This is a genomic window from Lewinella sp. W8 (assembly GCF_004375085.3).
Lineage (GTDB): Bacteria > Bacteroidota > Bacteroidia > Chitinophagales > Saprospiraceae > Neolewinella.
The window spans coordinates 112,160-129,828 of sequence record NZ_SNAQ03000008.1; the positions used below are offsets into that span (position 1 = coordinate 112,160).

13 protein-coding genes are annotated in these 17,669 nt (G+C 55.7%); 5 read left to right on the top strand and 8 right to left on the bottom strand.

The window, feature by feature from the left end; translation table 11 throughout:
* Positions 1 to 66: 66 nt before the first annotated feature.
* Together E1J53_RS10805 and E1J53_RS10810 are read left to right on the top strand one after the other, a co-directional pair.
* On the top strand, positions 67 to 1,122 hold the full coding sequence (locus tag E1J53_RS10805) for a sugar phosphate isomerase/epimerase (protein ID WP_134270530.1): 1,056 nt from the start codon (positions 67 to 69) through the stop codon (positions 1,120 to 1,122).
* 70 nt (positions 1,123 to 1,192) lie between these two features.
* Entirely contained in the window at positions 1,193 to 2,422 is a 1,230-nt protein-coding gene (locus E1J53_RS10810) for a hypothetical protein (protein ID WP_134270531.1), read from the top strand.
* Here the strand turns inward: E1J53_RS10810 and E1J53_RS10815 are convergent.
* Together E1J53_RS10815 and E1J53_RS10820 are read right to left on the bottom strand one after the other, a co-directional pair.
* The gene (locus E1J53_RS10815; protein ID WP_134270532.1) at positions 2,412 to 3,758 is read right to left on the bottom strand and encodes a DUF4038 domain-containing protein; all 1,347 of its coding nucleotides are present in this window, start codon (positions 3,756 to 3,758) and stop codon (positions 2,412 to 2,414) included. The genes E1J53_RS10810 and E1J53_RS10815 overlap by 11 nt on opposite strands.
* 74 nt (positions 3,759 to 3,832) lie before the next feature.
* Positions 3,833 to 4,288 (bottom strand): MarR family winged helix-turn-helix transcriptional regulator, encoded by a 456-nt coding sequence (locus E1J53_RS10820; protein WP_134270533.1) that lies wholly within the window; start codon positions 4,286 to 4,288, stop codon positions 3,833 to 3,835.
* A gap of 177 nt (positions 4,289 to 4,465) precedes the next feature.
* Here E1J53_RS10820 and proC point away from each other — a divergent pair, with 177 nt between their 5' ends.
* Complete coding sequence (proC, locus tag E1J53_RS10825; protein ID WP_134270534.1) at positions 4,466 to 5,269, top strand: pyrroline-5-carboxylate reductase; 804 nt, start codon at positions 4,466 to 4,468, stop codon at positions 5,267 to 5,269.
* Positions 5,270 to 5,282: 13 nt separating this feature from the next.
* Here proC and E1J53_RS10830 read toward each other — a convergent pair whose 3' ends face one another.
* Positions 5,283 to 6,533: an Nramp family divalent metal transporter gene (locus E1J53_RS10830; protein WP_134270535.1), complete on the bottom strand. Its 1,251-nt coding sequence runs from the start codon at positions 6,531 to 6,533 to the stop codon at positions 5,283 to 5,285.
* A 172-nt stretch (positions 6,534 to 6,705) separates the two neighbouring features.
* Here E1J53_RS10830 and E1J53_RS10835 point away from each other — a divergent pair, with 172 nt between their 5' ends.
* Complete coding sequence (locus tag E1J53_RS10835; RefSeq protein WP_134270536.1) at positions 6,706 to 8,079, top strand: MATE family efflux transporter; 1,374 nt, start codon at positions 6,706 to 6,708, stop codon at positions 8,077 to 8,079.
* Between the two features lie 125 nt (positions 8,080 to 8,204).
* Here the strand turns inward: E1J53_RS10835 and E1J53_RS10840 are convergent, their stop codons facing one another.
* Positions 8,205 to 8,675, bottom strand: coding sequence for a ribonuclease H-like YkuK family protein (locus E1J53_RS10840; protein WP_134270537.1), 471 nt, complete (start codon positions 8,673 to 8,675; stop codon positions 8,205 to 8,207).
* A 569-nt stretch (positions 8,676 to 9,244) separates the two neighbouring features.
* Here E1J53_RS10840 and E1J53_RS10845 point away from each other — a divergent pair.
* Entirely contained in the window at positions 9,245 to 11,893 is a 2,649-nt protein-coding gene (locus E1J53_RS10845) for an AAA family ATPase (protein WP_134270538.1), read from the top strand.
* A 53-nt stretch (positions 11,894 to 11,946) separates the two neighbouring features.
* Here the strand turns inward: E1J53_RS10845 and E1J53_RS10850 are convergent, their stop codons facing one another.
* The 4 genes from E1J53_RS10850 to E1J53_RS10865 form a co-directional block, all read right to left on the bottom strand.
* Positions 11,947 to 12,789: a hypothetical protein gene (locus E1J53_RS10850; protein WP_134270539.1), complete on the bottom strand. Its 843-nt coding sequence runs from the start codon at positions 12,787 to 12,789 to the stop codon at positions 11,947 to 11,949.
* A gap of 300 nt (positions 12,790 to 13,089) precedes the next feature.
* On the bottom strand, positions 13,090 to 14,184 hold the full coding sequence (locus tag E1J53_RS10855; protein WP_134270540.1) for an endonuclease/exonuclease/phosphatase family protein: 1,095 nt from the start codon (positions 14,182 to 14,184) through the stop codon (positions 13,090 to 13,092).
* 50 nt (positions 14,185 to 14,234) lie between these two features.
* Entirely contained in the window at positions 14,235 to 15,455 is a 1,221-nt protein-coding gene (locus E1J53_RS10860; RefSeq protein WP_134270541.1) for a glycosyltransferase family 4 protein, read from the bottom strand.
* Positions 15,456 to 15,689: 234 nt separating this feature from the next.
* The gene (locus E1J53_RS10865; RefSeq protein WP_134270542.1) at positions 15,690 to 17,525 is read right to left on the bottom strand and encodes a M1 family metallopeptidase; all 1,836 of its coding nucleotides are present in this window, start codon (positions 17,523 to 17,525) and stop codon (positions 15,690 to 15,692) included.
* Positions 17,526 to 17,669: the final 144 nt, after the last annotated feature.

The window sequence follows — 17,669 nt, forward strand, 5'->3', positions numbered from 1 at the left end:
TCCTTCGGTCAGCGTCCTACCATTCTACCATCCTTTGGTATCTTCCGCACCAAATAAAAAAAGATCATGACCACAATTCAGGGTCCCGCCATTTTCCTGGCGCAGTTCATGGGCGACGAGCCTCCCTTCAACAACCTCGACGACATTTGTAAATACATGGCCAACCTGGGCTACAAGGGAATTCAGATTCCTACCTGGGACAGCCGACTCATCGATCTCCAGCAGGCTGCGGAAAGCAAGGGGTACTGTGATGATCTCAAGGGACGGATCGCCGACCACGGCCTGGTGGTTACCGAACTGGCCAGCCACCTGCAGGGACAGCTGGTGGCCGTACACCCCGCCTACCAGAAAATGTACGAAGGTTTTGCGCCCGCCGAAGTGGCCGGCAACGCCAAGGCCACCCAGGAGTGGGCCGTGCAGCAGATGAAGTGGAACGCCAAGGCCAGTATGAACATGGGGCTGAAGGCCCACCCCTCCTTCCCCGGCGCCCTGCTGTGGCCCTACCTCTACCCCTGGCCACAACGCCCCGCCGGACTGGTAGAAGAAGCCTTCGGTGAACTGGGCAAACGCTGGAAACCCATTCTCGACGTCTTTGACGAATGCGGCGTAGACGTTGGCTACGAACTCCACCCCGGAGAAGACCTCTTCGACGGTACCAGTTTTGAAATGTTCCTGGATCACGTGGACAATCACCCCCGCGCTCAGATCAATTACGACCCAAGCCACTTCGTGCTGCAGTGCCTGGACTACCTCGAATTCATCGACATCTACCACGAGCGCATTTGCGCCTTCCACGTCAAGGACGCCGAGTTTAATCCCAGTGGCCGTCAGGGCGTTTACTCCGGCTACGCCGGATGGGTCAATCGCGCCGGACGCTTCCGCAGCCTGGGCGACGGACAGGTCGACTTCAAGGCCATCTTCAGCAAGCTCAGCCAGTACAACTACGACGGTTGGGCGGTCCTGGAATGGGAATGCGCCATTAAATCCAGCGACCAGGGTGCCGCCGAAGGTGCTCCCTTCATCGCCGAACACATCATCAACGTCACCGAGCGCGCCTTCGATGACTTTGCCGACGCCGGCACGGATGCGGAAACCAACCGCAAGATCCTGGGCCTCGGCTAAACATACACCACCGTTATGAAAACACCCCGGGCCCGCAGCAAGTCTGCGGGCCCGTTTCGTTTACCGTCACATGAAATACGTTGTTCTTTTTCTCGGTCTTATCCTCGTGGGCTGCACGACGGAACCCCATTCACCGGAGTGCTATCAGCTGTCGCGTGGTACGCATCTAGCCCGACTTTATCCCTACGGCGATCATCTCGTCCTGTCCTACGTGGATTCCAGGTCCGACGGCCACCGCCTGATGATGGCCGACGTCGGTCAGTTTCCCCTCCTCCTGGATTCCGTAGAAGTGAGTCGGGGCGACAACTGGTTCGTCAACTGGGCGGATTTCCCCTCCGTAGTCCCCTATCATCGCGGTTCCGACAGCGCCCGCTTCGCTCACTGGTTACAGTATTCCGGCCGTGGCACCTACGACTACGACATTATGGTGCTCAATCAGGGTCGCCGCTCCACCGTATTACCCGCCAAACTGCATCAGGACACCGTTTCGGCCGAGCACGGCTTCCTGTCCTCCGCCCAGTTGCCGGGTGGTGGGTTACAGGTCAGCTGGTTGGACGGGCGCTATACTAAATCGGGCGCGGACGCAGGTGCCGGGTCTTCCAAAGACGACCATGGCCACGGCCATGGCGGGGCCATGACCTTACGTACCAAAGAAGTATCCGATTCGGTGAGCATGGAGCTTGACCACCGCGTCTGCGATTGCTGCAATACGGCAACCGTGGCCACCGATGAACTGATCATGGTCGCCTACCGCGACCGATCGGAAAACGAAATTCGGGACATCGGCTACGTGACCAAAGCCACGGGTGACGGCAGCTGGTCAACACCCCAGCTCGTTCACGCCGACAACTGGGAGATCAGTGGCTGCCCGGTCAACGGGCCGGCCCTGGGCAGCAATGCCGGCGGTGAGGTGGCGGTCGCCTGGTTCACCGGCGCTCAGGAGCGACCCCGGATTCAGTTCGCCCGTTACGATGGAGCGGTGGGCCGCTTCACCGCACCAGTCGTTCTGGACGATCAAAGTCCGCTTGGCCGCGTCGACCTCCAACTCGATGACTCGGGAACGGCTTTCGTGACGGGGCTAAGCGTGGACGAAAAATCGGAGGAAGTTTTTCTCTCGCTTTGGGTCATCGCTCCCGACGATTCCGTTGCTCACCAGAAGCTGTCTCCGGCAAGCGGGGCGCGGGCTTCGGGATTTCCCAGAATTGCGCTGCACAGCGATCAACTCTACTGGGCGCGAACGGTGGTGGGGGAAACGGCTGGCGGGCAGTTCGTGGAGGTCTGCCGGCAACCTACCGAATAAGGAGCACCCAGTCGTTCCCCCGGCGCGGATCCAGGGGAGGGTCCAGCAATAGCTTATCCTCCGATCGTCCGGGTTGGAAGCGGAATTGGGTGCCGGTCCGGGGATTAAACCAGTAAAATTTTGCGTCCGGACGTAGTTTATCTTCCTCCACTTCCAGGGTATCTCCGTAGGGGGTGTAGGCGATGACGATGCTGGCGTCTTCCGTTTTACTCAGCAATACTTCGCGTCCGGAGCTGTTGGGAGCGGCGTTAAGGAAATTAAAGTCAACGGTCATTTTCCAGTACGGCAATTGCTCCATGAATCGACCGAGGTGGCCAATCTGTGCCGCTCCCGGGTAGTGGAGGGCTTCGTGCCAGTCCGTTCTGGCTACGGAAATGGGTTCCCGCCCGGGGCGCCACATCTGCCAGATGTTGTGGTTCCCAAAGGTGTGTCCTACCGTACCCGCCAGCACACTCCACCAGGCTACCTGCCGGGTATCAAAGTCGTCGAACCAGCCGTTTACCGGCCGCCAGTTGATGGGATGGTCCTCGTAGGCGGGCTCGCCGTTGATGACCGGTTTAGCCGGCTTCAATGCCCGGACCCGACGCGGAAAATCATAATTGGCCTTGTCGTCCAGGCGCCCGTGTCCCGTCTGAAACATGTGGAAGTCGATCCAGTCATCCTCGGCGAAAAAATCCGCCGAAGAGTACCCTCCCTGGGGGTGGTAGGTGATCAGTTGCCGGTCCCCCACCACCGCGCGAATGCCCCTGGCCATGGCCCTGATGATGGCAAAGTCTTCGGGCTCCTCCGGATTACGGTCCCCTCCAAGTATCCAGATAACGTTATTATCGGCGTATCGCTCGCCGAGAAAACGGGCGAAGGTTTCAGCGTTGGTCGGATCAAAAACTTCCGGCCCCACACCCCACTTCAGGTTAAACTTATCCCCCCAGGTCGGCAGTAGGGCGAGGAACAAGCCCAAGCTATCCGCCAGGCGAACCACCCGATCGACGTGGGTGAAGTAGGCCTCATTGGGTCGGGTGGGATCCTGGTTGATCAGGGCAAGCGCTCCCTCGGCGTTCGGGGTGGTCAGGCCCTCCAGTTCCGCCCGCACCACGCACTGGATGGTGTTGAACCCCTTCTTTTTCCGGTCCGCGAGGTAGGTCTTCGTTTCTGCGTAATCACATCGGTGCAGTAGCTCCCAGGCCGTATCGGCCAGGTAGAAAAATGGGGCTCCGCCGTCTTGGTAAATGAGATGAGTACCTTCTCCGCTGATCGCAAGCCGGGACTGGGCCAAAAGGGTTTGGGCGTTAACTAGGGTAGTAATCAGTAGTAGCAGGTGAAATAGAAGTCGGAACATTTGGACGATTCGGGTACAGCACCAAGACGTACCCGAAACAGTTCCCACCTGAATAACCGCTGGTGTCTTTTAGACTATCCGCGAAGTTTATCCAGTAATCTGCTCAACTCTTCATTTTCTGCGTCGGTGAGGCGCGAAAAGGAATTTCTCCGGAGGCGCTCTACGGCGTCAGAAGCTTCCTGGATGAGGTCCAGGCCCTTGGGCGTGATCAGGATGTCCACCCGGCGACGGTCCGTGGAACACTCCCGTCGTTCCACCAGTCCCTTTTGCTTGAGCTTGTCGACCAGTCGACTGGCGTTGCTCATCTTGTCGATCATTCGCTCGGTCAAGAGCTTCACGGTGGAGGGCTCCTCTCCTCTTCCCCGAAGAATTCGGAGTACGTTAAACTGCTGCAGGCTAAGACCGTAGGGCTTCAGTGCCGAAGCGGTTTCCTGGTTCAGCCACGCGGCGGTGTAAATGATGTTAACCTGGGCCCGGTGATCGGGGGTTTTAAAATTCCTTTGTTGGATAGCCTCTTCGATGGTACTCATAACATTCAATCTCAATTAGTGTCATTACAATAGATACAATTCCAAACAAACGCTAATTGTTTGGAATCTGCACCAAATAGGGTCAAAAACCGCAAAATAGGTGCTTTCTCGCTAAAAATGCACCCGGTTACCCGATCTACGCTTCGTGCCGTAATTTTGTCCTGCCAAAATCACCCCATGAAAATTCTGATCATCGGTGGCGGGAATATGGGAAAAACCTATGCCCGCAGCCTGCTACGTGCCCACCTCGTTCAACCGGAAGACTTGATGATGCTGGAACGCAGTCCGGAAAAGGCTGCCGCTCTGAGTAAAGAAAACCTTGGGGTTATCCATACCAGTCCGGACGGGTGTCTGAACGTCGCCGATCTGATTATTCTGGCGGTAAAGCCGCAGGACAGCGCAGCACTTTTTGCCAGCCTTCGTCCCGCCGCCGACCCCCAGCAGGTTTACCTTTCCATTATGGCCGGGGTAACCATGAAAACCATTCAGGACGGACTGGGGGTAGAAAAGGTGATTCGGGCCATGCCTAATCTTCCCGCCCAGATCGGGCTGGGCATGACGGCCTACACGGCGAGTGAAGCGGTAACCCGCATTGAGCTGGTGCTCGTGCAAAACCTGCTGAACACCACCGGGAAGGCCATTTACGTGGAAAAGGAGGAGGAAATTGACGCCACCACGGCCATTTCCGGGAGTGGCCCGGCCTACGTATTATACTTCATGCAAGCGATGATTGAAGCGGCCCAGGATATGGGCTTCAATGCAAGTCAGGCGGAGCTTTTGGTTGCCCAGACTTTTCGGGGCGCCGTGGAGCTACAGATGAAGAATGACCTGAGCTGTCAGGAGTGGATTGACCGGGTGTCCAGCAAAGGAGGGACAACGGAGGCCGCCATGAAAACGTTCCGGGCGACGAGCGTTTTCGAAGACATTAAAAGCGGTGCGGCCGCGGCACTGCAGCGGGCCCGGGAACTGGGCCAGAGCTAATCGCTTGTTTCCTTCAGAATTGTTCCCAAAGCTTCACCAGGAACAGCACCAAAAACAGCAGTAAGCACAGCGTCAGCAATACATTACTCTGCCAACGGTTCTTCAGCGCCCCCATCCACGCTGGCTGGTTATTCAGGTAAAGAATGGTCAGGGCCAGAAAGGGCATAAAGAAGGCTCCCGACAGGGCGTAGGCCTGACCAATCCACCCCGGCCTCCCCGTATACACCAGCACGAGGGGCGGAATAGCCAGGTAGAGGAGAAAAAGAAAGTACTGCCTCGTTTTGTCCAACGGAACATCCACGGGCACTTGCCGCAGGTAGCGCCCCCGATACCGGCGTGCAAAGTCCGCAAACAGATACGGCACTCCATTCCAGACGCCAATCATGGACGTAAATACCGCCGCCCAGAATCCAATCAGAAAGGTCCAGCGGCCGAAATCCCCCAAAACTTCCCCCAGCCTTTCGGAAAGGGCGGAGACCAATTTGAAACCGGTAGCAACTTCGGGGCGAACACCCGCCGCGATGATCATGATGGCGATGCCAAACAGGGCCGTTAACGCATACGCCACCCCCAGATCCAGGCGGACCTCCGCGGCGGTCACGGGCTCCGACGATCTCTGCGCCCGTAACCAGTAGGAATAACACAGGATGGTCAGCGTCCCCCCTACCCCGCCAATCAGGGTAAGGACAGCGATGAAGGACGCCACGTCGGTGAGTCCTTCCAGGCTGAATACACCGGAGGCTACCTCTCCCCAGTCGGGAGAGACGAGCACCGCCGCCGTGATGATGAGGAAAAATAACAGGATCAGAAAGAATTTCATCACTCTCTCCATCCACCTGAAGCCTCCGCGGTAGATCAGTAAGGCGGCCACCAGGGAGTGCGCCCCCCCGTACACCAATCCAGCCAGCTGGGGCTCCAGCGGAAGCGGAAGCATTGCGTTCGCGGCCTGCCCCACGTAGGTGATGAGCGTGGCCGCCACCAGGAAAGCCCAGAAGACCAGGTAGAAACCAAAGTATACCGCGATACCCTTCGGGAGTTTTTCGATCCAGCCCTGCAGGAGCGTGGTGCCCGTGGCCAATTCCCAGCGCGCCAGTCCTTCGTTCATACCGTATTTGAGGAGTGCCCCCAGAAGAATCGCCCACACCAGGGTTACGCCAGACGTTGCGCCGGCAATGGCCGAGATCACCAGATCTCCGGCCCCGATACCGGTGGCCGCCACGAGGAGCCCGGCCGTCAGCCGGGAGGAAAGTGAAGATTTTGCCATGGAAACCAAGGTAACATTTCCCAGCTCACTATCGCCGGTTCGGCCTTCCTCTTTCCCGCCGGGCCAACGAATCGATGAACTAGGGTATCGTATTTCCGGAACGCATCAACTCCGTCCGGGAGGATTATCTTCCCACACGCAAAAATGCCCCCGACACGGCTATCTTTACGACGTGGAATTAAGCACCTCATACCGGGACATCTGGAAGGTATCTATCCCTATCATTATTGGCTCCGCTGCGCAAAACGTAGTGGCCATGACGGATAGCGTGTTCCTGTACTACCGCAGTGAGGACGACTTTGCCGCCATTGGTTTCGTGGCCACCTTTTACATCATTGTGGCGGCCATCGGCTTCGGTTTCAGTCGGGGCGGCCAGATCATGATGGCCCTCCGGGCCGGTCAAAAGCGCCCCGAGGAAGTGGGTAGGACCTTCTACAGCACGGTATACTTTGAACTGATTCTGGCGGGAATTCTCTTTCTCTTCATGACCTATGGTGCCTACTGGCTATTTGCCAGCCTGGTGGACTCCGACGTCATTTTTTATAAGGCGTTGGAATACCTGGATACCAGAAAATGGGGGGTATTCGCCAGTTACTTTGGGGTGGCCTGCGTGGCCCTGTATACGGGCATCGCCCGGCCCGTCTTTATCGTCATCGATACGGTGATCCTGGCGGCGGTCAACATCATTCTTGACCGGGCGCTGATCTTCGGAGAATGGGGCTTCCCCGAAATGGGTATCGCCGGTGCCGGACTGGCCAGTACGATCGCCGAATACGTGGCCCTGGTCATCTTCATCATCTACATGATCCTGGACCGCAAAAACCGCAAGTACAAGATCTTTAAACTCCCCAAATGGGATCCGGCCATCATCCGGGAAATCATCGGTCTTTCGGTGCCCATTGTCGCTATGTCCGTCGTCGGCCTGGGCAGCGCCTTCGTTTTCTTCGGACTGGTGGAAAACTTCGGGGAGCGGGCGCTGGCCGTGACGAATATCGTCCGGATCGCCTACCTTATTCTTTCCATTCCCGCCTGGGGCTTCTGCACGGGCATCAACACCATGGCCAGCTATTTCGTGGGTAGTAAGCAACCCCAACACGTAGTGACCGTACTCTGGAAAACCTCCATCCTGTGTTTCGGCATCACCGCCCTGATGGTACTGCCTTTACTCGTCTTCCCCCAGGAAGTACTCTACCCCATTCTCGGAGACGAACGGGCCTACTTGATTGACGCCGCCTACCCCATTTTTTGGGTACTCGGGGGCATTCTCACCACCTTCAGTTTCGGTAGTATTTTCTTCAATGGGCTCATCGGAGCTGGCGACACCGGGCTGGCGCTCAAACTCCAGTTTGGCTGTGCCCTTGGCTACGTTGCCCTGATCTTGGTCGTGGTGAAAAGCAGCTGGGGAACCATGGCCCTGGCCTGGAGCGTGGAAATCATTTACTGGATCGTGATGTTTATCTTCTCCTACTGGTATTTCCGTCGACCAAGGTGGAAAAAGCCAGTAGCTACCCCGGAAAAGAAACCTGCCCCGGAACTGGCGGAATGATTGGGTGGCGGTTTTTCTTTGATTATGGCGGAGCAGGTGCCGTGTTTTTCCCGGTGGCCGGGTAAAGAAGAAGGCGGCATCAGCTGCTCGCTAATGCCGCCTTCGGGGAGAACGGTCCGGTCGGGTTAGCAAACCTTATCCGCACAGTAGGAACTGGCGAAGGCGTCCGGTTTCGCCTTGAAGACGAATCCCATGCCCAGGATGTAGCCCATGGCTTCCTTGAGTGCCGTATTGCTTTCGAAGCTGGGGTCGGTGTTGATGTCGGCGTGGACTTCCAGGGCTACGTCGTGCTCGTCCAGCAGGTTACACAGGGCATAGGAGATCTCTACGGACCGGGCAACTTCCAGAATCATTCGCTCGCGGATGGACATCTTCTGCACATTCTTGTAGTTGGCAATGAACATGAACCCACCCTTTTTCTCCCGAAGAAAGACGATCACGGTAGCGAATTCAACCGTTTTGCCCCGGACCTGAGAGTCCGTTCCGATGCAAACCTTCAGTCGGTGTCCACGAGCCTTTTCCCGAAGAATCGTCTCCTGCACCGCCTCCTGAATGGGCAGGGTAATCGGGCGACCATCAAATCGTCGCCACCTCATATCGGTTAATGCGGTTTGTTGCATGGCGGGGGGGTATTTGGTATTTATCGTGAATATAATGGCCCCTCCAGCTTAAATAGTTGCAACAACCCCCAGCGGGCAAAATTTAATTGGGAATTAACGGTAAACTATCGTTTTGCCAACCTAAAATGAATTTTCCCCCTTTTTTCACAACCAAAAGTAAAAATCACAGTTTCACGTTCATCTTTCCAACTTGCAAGGGGACGGCAATTATGCCTCTTGCAAGTTTAGATAGGTGGTTTTGGGGTACGCCGGCTCGTTCCGGCGTGCCTTTTTTCTTTTACCGACCGCCCACAAAACGAGGCACTTACGGCTACCTCAGCACCCCGGTTCCGCTCCCCCTTTGGCGATAAACTACCTCTTCTTTTCCGGGGCTTTAATTTGCTTTGCGGACGTACAACATACCTCCTCATTCCGCTGTTTTGTTTGGAGATTCACGGCCGGCTTTTGGAACTATTTAAGGGGGCTGCGAACTATTAATTGCTTACCGGTATTCCCCGTGCCCATCAAGTTTGCACAGGAAAGGAATTCGGTGTTACTTTACTATAATGCGCACCGGCAAAGAAAAGTCTGTCGATATTCTCCCCTATAAGTTCAAGGAACTTAAGGTCTATAACTCTACGGAATACCTGTGGGAGAACGTAAAGAAGTATCGGCAGGTATTTGACCGGTTCGAGACCGCGTACATATACACGGAACTATCTCTTTACAACAAACACTTTGACGTTGAAGACTGGTCCCTGCGGGTTGACCTGAAGTGTTTCAGCATCGAGGATCAGAAGCAGCGGGAAATCTGCAGTCTGACCATCGAAAAGGAGGTCAGCAAGTTTGACCACATCATCTATTTGCGGGAGGGTTGGGGCAACCAGAAACGCGGAACCTTCTGGAAAAAGGGAACCTATTTCTGGGAAGCCTACATTGACGGAAAGAAGATTGGTAGCAAGTATTTCTACATCATCGAACCGGCCGACCGTCCCGCCGACGAAGACCGCTGGGATGACGAGGAAGAATCCAATAAGTACCTGGACATTCAATCCATCCGTCTCTACGAAGGCCCCTACGATGACGTTTCCGAAGATGATCGGGTTTACCTGAAATCATTTTCCGTAAAGGAGACCCGCTACATCTACCTGGAATTGACCTTCCAGAACCTCCAACCGGGTTCTGACTGGCACATGGAGTTATTCACCAAATTCCATAACCAAAGTCGGGAATTAAAGGGGCAGGTGATTCGCTTGCAACAGGTAAAATCCGGTCAGGACATTTTCAAGATTACGGCCGGCTGGGGAGCCGCCAATCCCAACCTTTGGCGGGAGGACAAGTATACGGCCGACATTATCTTCCTCGACAAGCTGATTGCCAGCGTTCCCTTTGAAGTCACCTCGGAGGCCGCCGTCGGGTTCCCGGCGGTTTACCTGCCGGGCAAGGACACACCGCTCGTACTCGCTCCGGATACGGAAGACACCGAGAGCTTCGAACACATCATGGGCAAACTCGACGCCCTCATCGGCCTGCACCAGGTCAAACAACAGATCCGGGAACACGCCGTCTACATCCGCTTCCTGCAGTTGCGTCAGCAGCGGGGATTTGAGATGGATAAGGGAATCGACGTTCACGCAGTCTTCAGTGGCAACCCCGGAACGGGAAAAACGACCGTGGCCCGAATGATGGGCAAGTTGTACAAAAAGATGGGATTGCTCAGTAGCGGGCATACCGTGGTGGCAGACCGGGTGGACCTCGTGGGAGAATACATTGGTCAGACGGCACCAAAAACCCGTGAAGTAATCGAAAGAGCGCGTGGCGGAGTCTTGTTTATCGACGAAGCTTACGCCCTGGCCCGAAGTAATGACGACGGAAAGGATTTTGGCCGTGAGGTCATCGAAATTCTGGTGAAGGAAATGTCTAACGGGCCAGGCGACCTGGCCGTCATAGTAGCCGGGTACCCCGAGGAGATGAAACGTTTCCTGGACAGTAACACCGGACTCAAGTCGCGCTTCAAGCACCATTACGACTTCAATGATTTCCTCCCCCAGGAGCTGAGCACCATCGCGGATTACGCCAGTGAACAGCTTGGGGTACGCCTTACGCTGGCGGCCAAAGCCCGCCTGGACGAGATGATCGTTAAGGCCTTCCGGTCCCGTGACCGCACCTTCGGTAACGCACGATACATCCACGACCTGATCGAAAAGGCCAAGGTTCAGATGGCCCTGCGCCTGATGGAGAACGAGGAAAAGACCGCGCAGCTGAGCGAGGAAGTACTCAGTACCATTGAAGTGCGGGACGTAGAAAAAATTAAATCCAAATCCCGCCCGGATCGCCCGGCGATCCCCATCAATGACGAATTGCTGGAGGAAGGTATGGCCGAACTGGATGCCCTGATCGGCATGGACAACATCAAAGCCCAAATTCGGGAGTTGATCAGCCTCGTCCGGTATTACCGACGCATTGACCGGGACGTACTCAATGCCTTCCACCTGCATACGGTACTGGTCGGCAACCCCGGAACGGGAAAAACGACCGTGGCCCGGATACTGGCAAAACTCTACAACGCCCTAGGGATTCTGGAGCGCGGCCACATTGTGGAAACTGACCGCCAGGGACTGGTGGCCGGATACGTCGGTCAAACCGCCGATAAGACTGCCAAGAAAATTGACGAGGCCATCGGAGGGGTGCTGTTCATTGACGAAGCCTACGCCCTGACCCAAAAATCAAGTCAGCGCGGAGACTTTGGCGACGAGGCCATCCAGACCCTCCTTAAACGGATGGAAGACCGTCGGGGAGAATTCTTCGTCTGTGTAGCGGGCTACCCGGACAATATGGATACCTTCCTTAAAGCCAACCCCGGGCTGAGCAGCCGCTTTGATAAAATCCTGCGGTTCGAGGATTACAGCCCAGAACAACTGCTCGCCATCGCCAAAACCATGTTCGATAAGGCGGGGGCATCCCTCACTGCCGCAGCGGAGAAGCATCTGGCCGACTACCTTTCCTTCCTGCACAAGTACCGGGACAACTATTTCGGCAACGCCCGTTCCGTACGGCAAATCGTTGACGACATCCTACGCCGTCACGATCTCCGCATGGCGGATAAGGAGGAAAACAAAGCCAACGGTAAGGTATCCCTGCTCAAAGCAGACGTTACCCATCTCAAGCTCAACACCAAGGACCTGAGCATTCAGCGCAAGCGGATTGGGTTCTAAGTGTTTGACTACGCTTTAGTAATCCGGCCAGCAAACCAAAATCCAGCCTAGCGCTAGAATTCTTCAAACAAGCGTGCGGGCATTTTTTCACTCACGGCAATTTCCGAGAGCTGAAAACGTCCACCCCGATCTGAAGAAATCATCAGTCCGTTGTAGGGCTTGTAGTCGGACCATTCCGTCTGGATGGCCGGCTCCTGGTCCGCTGCATTACGGTAAAATTCCCAGGTGTTGATCCGGAAGTTGGTTTTATCCACGTAGAGACGGTAGCGGTTTCCGGGGGTATCTCCTACTTCACTGAAGGTCTGGTCGATCAGGTAACTGGGGCGGTTCATCTTGGGGTCCACTCTGACGTCTCCCGCATATTTGAGGGTTACTCCGGCGTCTTTAAGCTTAAATTGCTGCACCAGCCAGTAGCTGTCGTTCATCCACATGCTGAAGGCTCGTCCGAGGTAGTAGTCCAGCGAGTCGGGAGTCGTGATTTCGTCCCCCAACTTTCGGACTCGCCCGGCCGGTTTATCTCCGCTGTAGTCCAGTAAGTAGACCATATTTTCACTCGGCACTTCAATTCGTACCCGCCGCTCCTGTTTGTCCCAGTAATGCTTTCTGGCGCCAAAGAAATTCCACTGCAGGTAGCGGCTCTTGTCCCAAACCGCACGCCCACCGTGGTACTTCATAATGCTGTCCGCAATCGCGACGGCCTTCGGGTCAGATGCCGCCATATTGAAGCCTTCCGCGGCGGGATTCTCCCCGGCTTCCCGTGGCAATTCAAAGGGAGTGATCTCCAGCTTTTTTCCCTGCTGGTCCGCCGTAGGCTCTTCGGTAGCCGGGGTGGTATCGCCGCAGGCCACCAGAAAAAAACACACACTAAAGGACAGTAAATGGAGTAGACTTCTCATAGTATTAAAAGATTTAGTAGTCAACGGTTACGGCCATTTGCGTATGCGGCCCGGAGCGGGAGTTCGTTCTTACGCCCCTGGCCCGACCAGAAAACCTTGCACCTGCCTCCGGCCAAATTAATGGTATCACCTAGGGCCATGCGCTACCGTAAACATATCAACTTATTCGTTCTCCCCTGCGGCACCTCTAAACATGCTACTAAGAGCGCGCAAGGAATTCTGGCCTTCAAACACTCAGCGGGTAAAGCAGTTTGCTCTCCCGCCCTGTTTTCGGGACAATCGGGGCGCAGAATCCGTAGTTTACCGCAGAAACATCAACTTTACCGTCACCGGTTGGTGATCACTATAGGTAAATCCGTTGTCAATCCCCCTGGCCTCCATAATTCGTAGGTTGGGGCTCACCAGGAAGAAATCAATCAGGGACAGGCGATTGGTGTGGCCGTCAAAGGGCTTGTCGGACTCCCGGACGGTAGCCGTGCCCGGATCGTAGGCCCACTTCCATCCCGGGGGCATAAAATCGTGGGCGATCGCCTTCGGCAACTCTACCGATTGTACGGTGGGATTGAGGGAAAACCAGTTAAAGCCAGGGGGCAACTGGTTCCAGTCTCCGCCCACTACGACATATGCACCCGCTTCGTAATCCTTCAGCACGAGTTCGCGGACCTTATCCATTTGCTGTCGCCGGATATTGCCTCCCTTATCGTAGGCCGAAAGGTGCACATTGTACACCACCAGGTCCTTGCCCCAGGCAGTGGAGAATACTTGCCGGAGCGCGCAACGGTCCAGTTGAAACAGCTTCGTTGGCCACGGGAATTCTCCCGGCAACTGAATTCTTTCGGCTAGTTTGGTTCGATAGCGGGCCAGCGAAATCAGGCCGCCGTGTACGTATCCATAGTGGTCCCAGGGCTGAAAAATGGGCAGCGGAACGCGTTGGCTCTGAAAGTTTGGTGCGTAATGCGCCTCATAGGCTGGCTTGGCGTCGATGGCCGCGGCCAGTTGATTTGTGTAGTGACTTCTCCTCGCCGCCGTATCTACCTCCTGGTACAAATACAGATCACTGGGAATGGCCGTCAGTACCCCGGTTTGACCGGCAACGTTGGCTTCAACTCTTTCCCGTGACATGCGCACGGTTCCCAATTCGGTCCAGAAAAAGTCTCCCTTATTGTAGAAAAAAAAGTCTTCGGCTCCGATGCCACCGTAGCCCACGTTCCAACTCAGGAGGCTTACCACACTATCCTGAATAAGCTCGGGTGCCGTCGTTGATTCGTGCACCGGGCTCAGTTCTTCGGTACCGGTAGGCTGCCAGTCGGTGAAGGTTCCGTAAAGTAGAATGATGAGCACGTAGCCCACGAGGGCCAGCAAGCTCCACTTGAGCATTTTCCAGAATCGTTCCATGCCGCAAAGGTAAAGCGGCCGGAGCAGCAAGGCCCATTTCCCGACCAGGTTTACTTGACGGGAAGTTCCCGGGAAATCAGTTTATGGTAGCGTTCCAGAAGGTTGGCCGCCAAAGTGCGACGGTCGTAGTGACGATAGAAACGGGCCGTGGCGTTGCGGCCGATGCGCTCCAGCTTACGACCCCGGCGATAACAGTCTTCGAGGGCCGCCACAAACTGTGCGGGCGTATCGGCCACGAAGAGATCACGGCGGTGCTTGGCGTTGATGCCCTCCAGTCCAATGGAGGTACTGATGACTACCCGCCCCAGAGACATGGCCTCCAGAATTTTGGCCCGCATTCCGCCCCCACTCAGGAGGGGCACAATGCTGATGCTGTGCTCGGAAACGAAATCACAACTGCTTTCCACTTCGCCGTGTACCACGACGTTCTTCATCGCCAGCTGATGAAAATAGGCGGGCATATTCCGCCCGGCAATGTGAAATTCCAGCTCCGGGAACCGCCGGTGGATGTCGGGCCAAACGTCGTTCAGGAACCATTGCAGTCCTTCGAGGTTGGGCATCCAGTCCAGGGAGCCGATAAAGTGCAGGCTCAGGGGCCTGCGGTAGCTTTCGTAATGGGCTTCCCCACAAACGGCGTCAAGACCGATCGGGAGTACGTAGTGGCTTCCCCGGTAGCCCATGGCCAGGAATCGATCACGATCACGTTTGGTGATCGGGAGCAGCAAATCGTACTGGTTCAGCTGTTGCTGCTCGTAATCCTTGAGCTGAGCCGTCAGGTGACGCAGGTACCAGCGCTTAGGTCCCCATTTGACGTTCACGCTGTAACGCTCCCAAATTTCGTGTTCCACGTTGTGCGATCGCATCACCACGGCAGCCTCGCTGTACCGCCGGATCGTAGCGATGTAGGGCGACAGGTAGAGCGTTTCCAGCTGAATGACGTCAAAGGTGCACTCCCGCAGCCAGCTGGCCAGCAACTGGTGCACGTTTTCCTGATCGAAGCGGCTGATGTGGTAAGACGTTCCCGTAACCAGGTTTTTCAGGGCGTCCAGTGCCGAAAGGTCATTGTTGACCTGTACCGTCCTGACTTCCTGGTAGTGCCCCATTTCTTCCGGCAACTCCGTACCCGAGAAAAAATGCTTGCTGGTATTCATGGCCAGCAGGCTTACCTCACACCCCAGCTCGGCCAGGCTCTTACTCAAACCGTGGATGGCCTGACTTTCGCCATCTTTAAGTGGATAGGGGAATTTTTTACTGAGTATTAAAACTTTCATAGTGGAGGTTGGTCGGGCGATAACGTCTGGTTTGAGGTGGTTCTTATGATCTTGATACCCTCGGGACACAAAGTGTTGCTCTTTCGGCGAGAATTAACCTGCGATTAACCTAATGTCCGTCACCCGACGATTGTGATTGGAAGACCGCCCTGACGTGCCTGAAATAGGAAACCGGAAGCCGTAGGATGGTACGACTTCCGGTCTTCTCGTCCCGCAAACGGGCCAGTTAGGGGCTTACTCTTCCCCCCAGCTATTGTTTTCCACGTCGTCCTCAAACATCCGTCCACGTGGGTTGATTTGTACGGATTGTACGCTACCCAGGTTGTGCTGAACGCGGAAGCGGTAGGTGGGGTGCGTCCAGGGCCAGTCTTCCAGCACGTTCCAGTTGCTGGCGTAGTCCGGCTGCGCCTTGGTGGCCCGGAGAATCCGCGGAGCCGTGTAGTACCAGTGCTCGCTGCCATCGGTGAGGGTAACGAGAATTTCCAGCGGCATCGGCATCCGGCCGACTTTTTCCAGGGTAATCTCGGTGGCATCTCCCGCGGCTTCGACGGTTTTCACGGCGTAGTCGGCGTAATCCGTTCCGTGCACCCAGTACTCCTTATACCAGTCCAGTTCCATGCCCGATTCCTTCTCGGCAATGCGGATGAAATCGTTGGGGTTGGGGTGCTTGAACTTCCAGTCATTGAAGTACCGGAGCAGGGTTCGCTGGTGGGCTTCTTCGCCGATGATGTAGCGCAATTGCTCCTGAAAGACGTTGCCGTTCACGTAGGCCGCCACACTGTAGGCGGCATTCGTTGCGAAGTGGTCCGCGTGAATGGTCAGTGGCTCCACCAGGTCACTCTGGCGGAAGCCCCGCAGACTGGCAAAGGTGCGGGCGTGGGGGTTTTCTACTGCTTCCCCGGGAATCAGCCCCTGCTTGCGCAGGTGATTCATCACCTCACTGCTCGCCCAGCTCGTGAACCCTTCGTCCATCCAGGCGTAGAGGCTTTCGTTGGTCCCCATAATCATCTGGTACCAGCTGTGCATCAGTTCGTGGACCGACACGCCCACCAGGCTGGTAAAGGAACGCTCGCCGGTGATCAGGGTAGCCATGGGGTACTCCATGCCACCATCCCCCCCCTGCACGAAGCTGTACTGCTCGTAGGGGTAGTGACCGTAGTGTTCATTGATGTAGCTGAACGCCTCATCCATCACCCGGGGCAGGTTCTCCCAGTTTTCCGTCGTTCGCTCTCCCGGCTGAAAGAAGAAATGCATCGTCATTCCGTCTTCCCTTTCTTTCGTGAGGTGTCGGTAGTCCGGGTCAGCGCCCCACATGAAATCGTGAACGTTAGGCGCCTTGAAGTGGTAGGTGATTTTCTTCTTGCGCTTTTTGGGTTCGGGAGCATAGCCGTAACCGATTTCTTCGGGGTTCTGCAGGTATCCCGTTCCGCCGACGACGTAGTCCCGATCGATGGTAATCTTCACGTCAAAGTCTCCCCAAACACCGTGAAATTCGCGGCCTACGTAGGGGTTGGCGTGCCAACCCTGGTAATCATATTCCGCCATTTTGGGATACCACTGGGCCATGCTGTATTCAATCCCTTCGGCATTGTCCCGGCCGGAGCGGCGGATCTGCAGGGGTACCTGAGCATCCCATTCCATGTCAAACTGGACGGAGGTTCCCGGTAAGATGGGTTGATTCAACGCTACTTCGAGGATGGTACCCACCGTCTCGTACTGTACGGCGGCTCCGTTCTGGCTTAGCTTTTTCACCTTGATGTAGCCGATCTCGTCTTCCGCCAGTAGGCTGATCCGATCCGCGACCCGGCCATCCGCATCGGGAAGGTTAAGGTTGCGGACGTCCATCATACTCCCGGGTTGGAAGGCATTGAAGTAAAGGTGGTAAAACACCTTGTCCAGGGTATCCGGAGAATTGTTGTAGTAGGTCAGCTGCTGCGTACCGGCATACTGATTTTTTTTGACGTCTACGTCAATGTTCATTTGGTATTCCGCACGTTGTTGCCAACGATCGGGTTGTGCGGCCAACGAAACAGTGAGGGAACATAGCAGTAATAAAAAAGCTAATCGCATAATCAAGAGTGGTTAGGTAGAAGCGGTAAACGGTTTGGGGTTGGAAAAACCAGGTCGGCTATTGCTCTTGTCCTCCGGGAGATAGAGGGGTCTTCCCGGGAAGCCAGGCCTAAACTTAGGACAAACTTTCCATACGGATCGTTC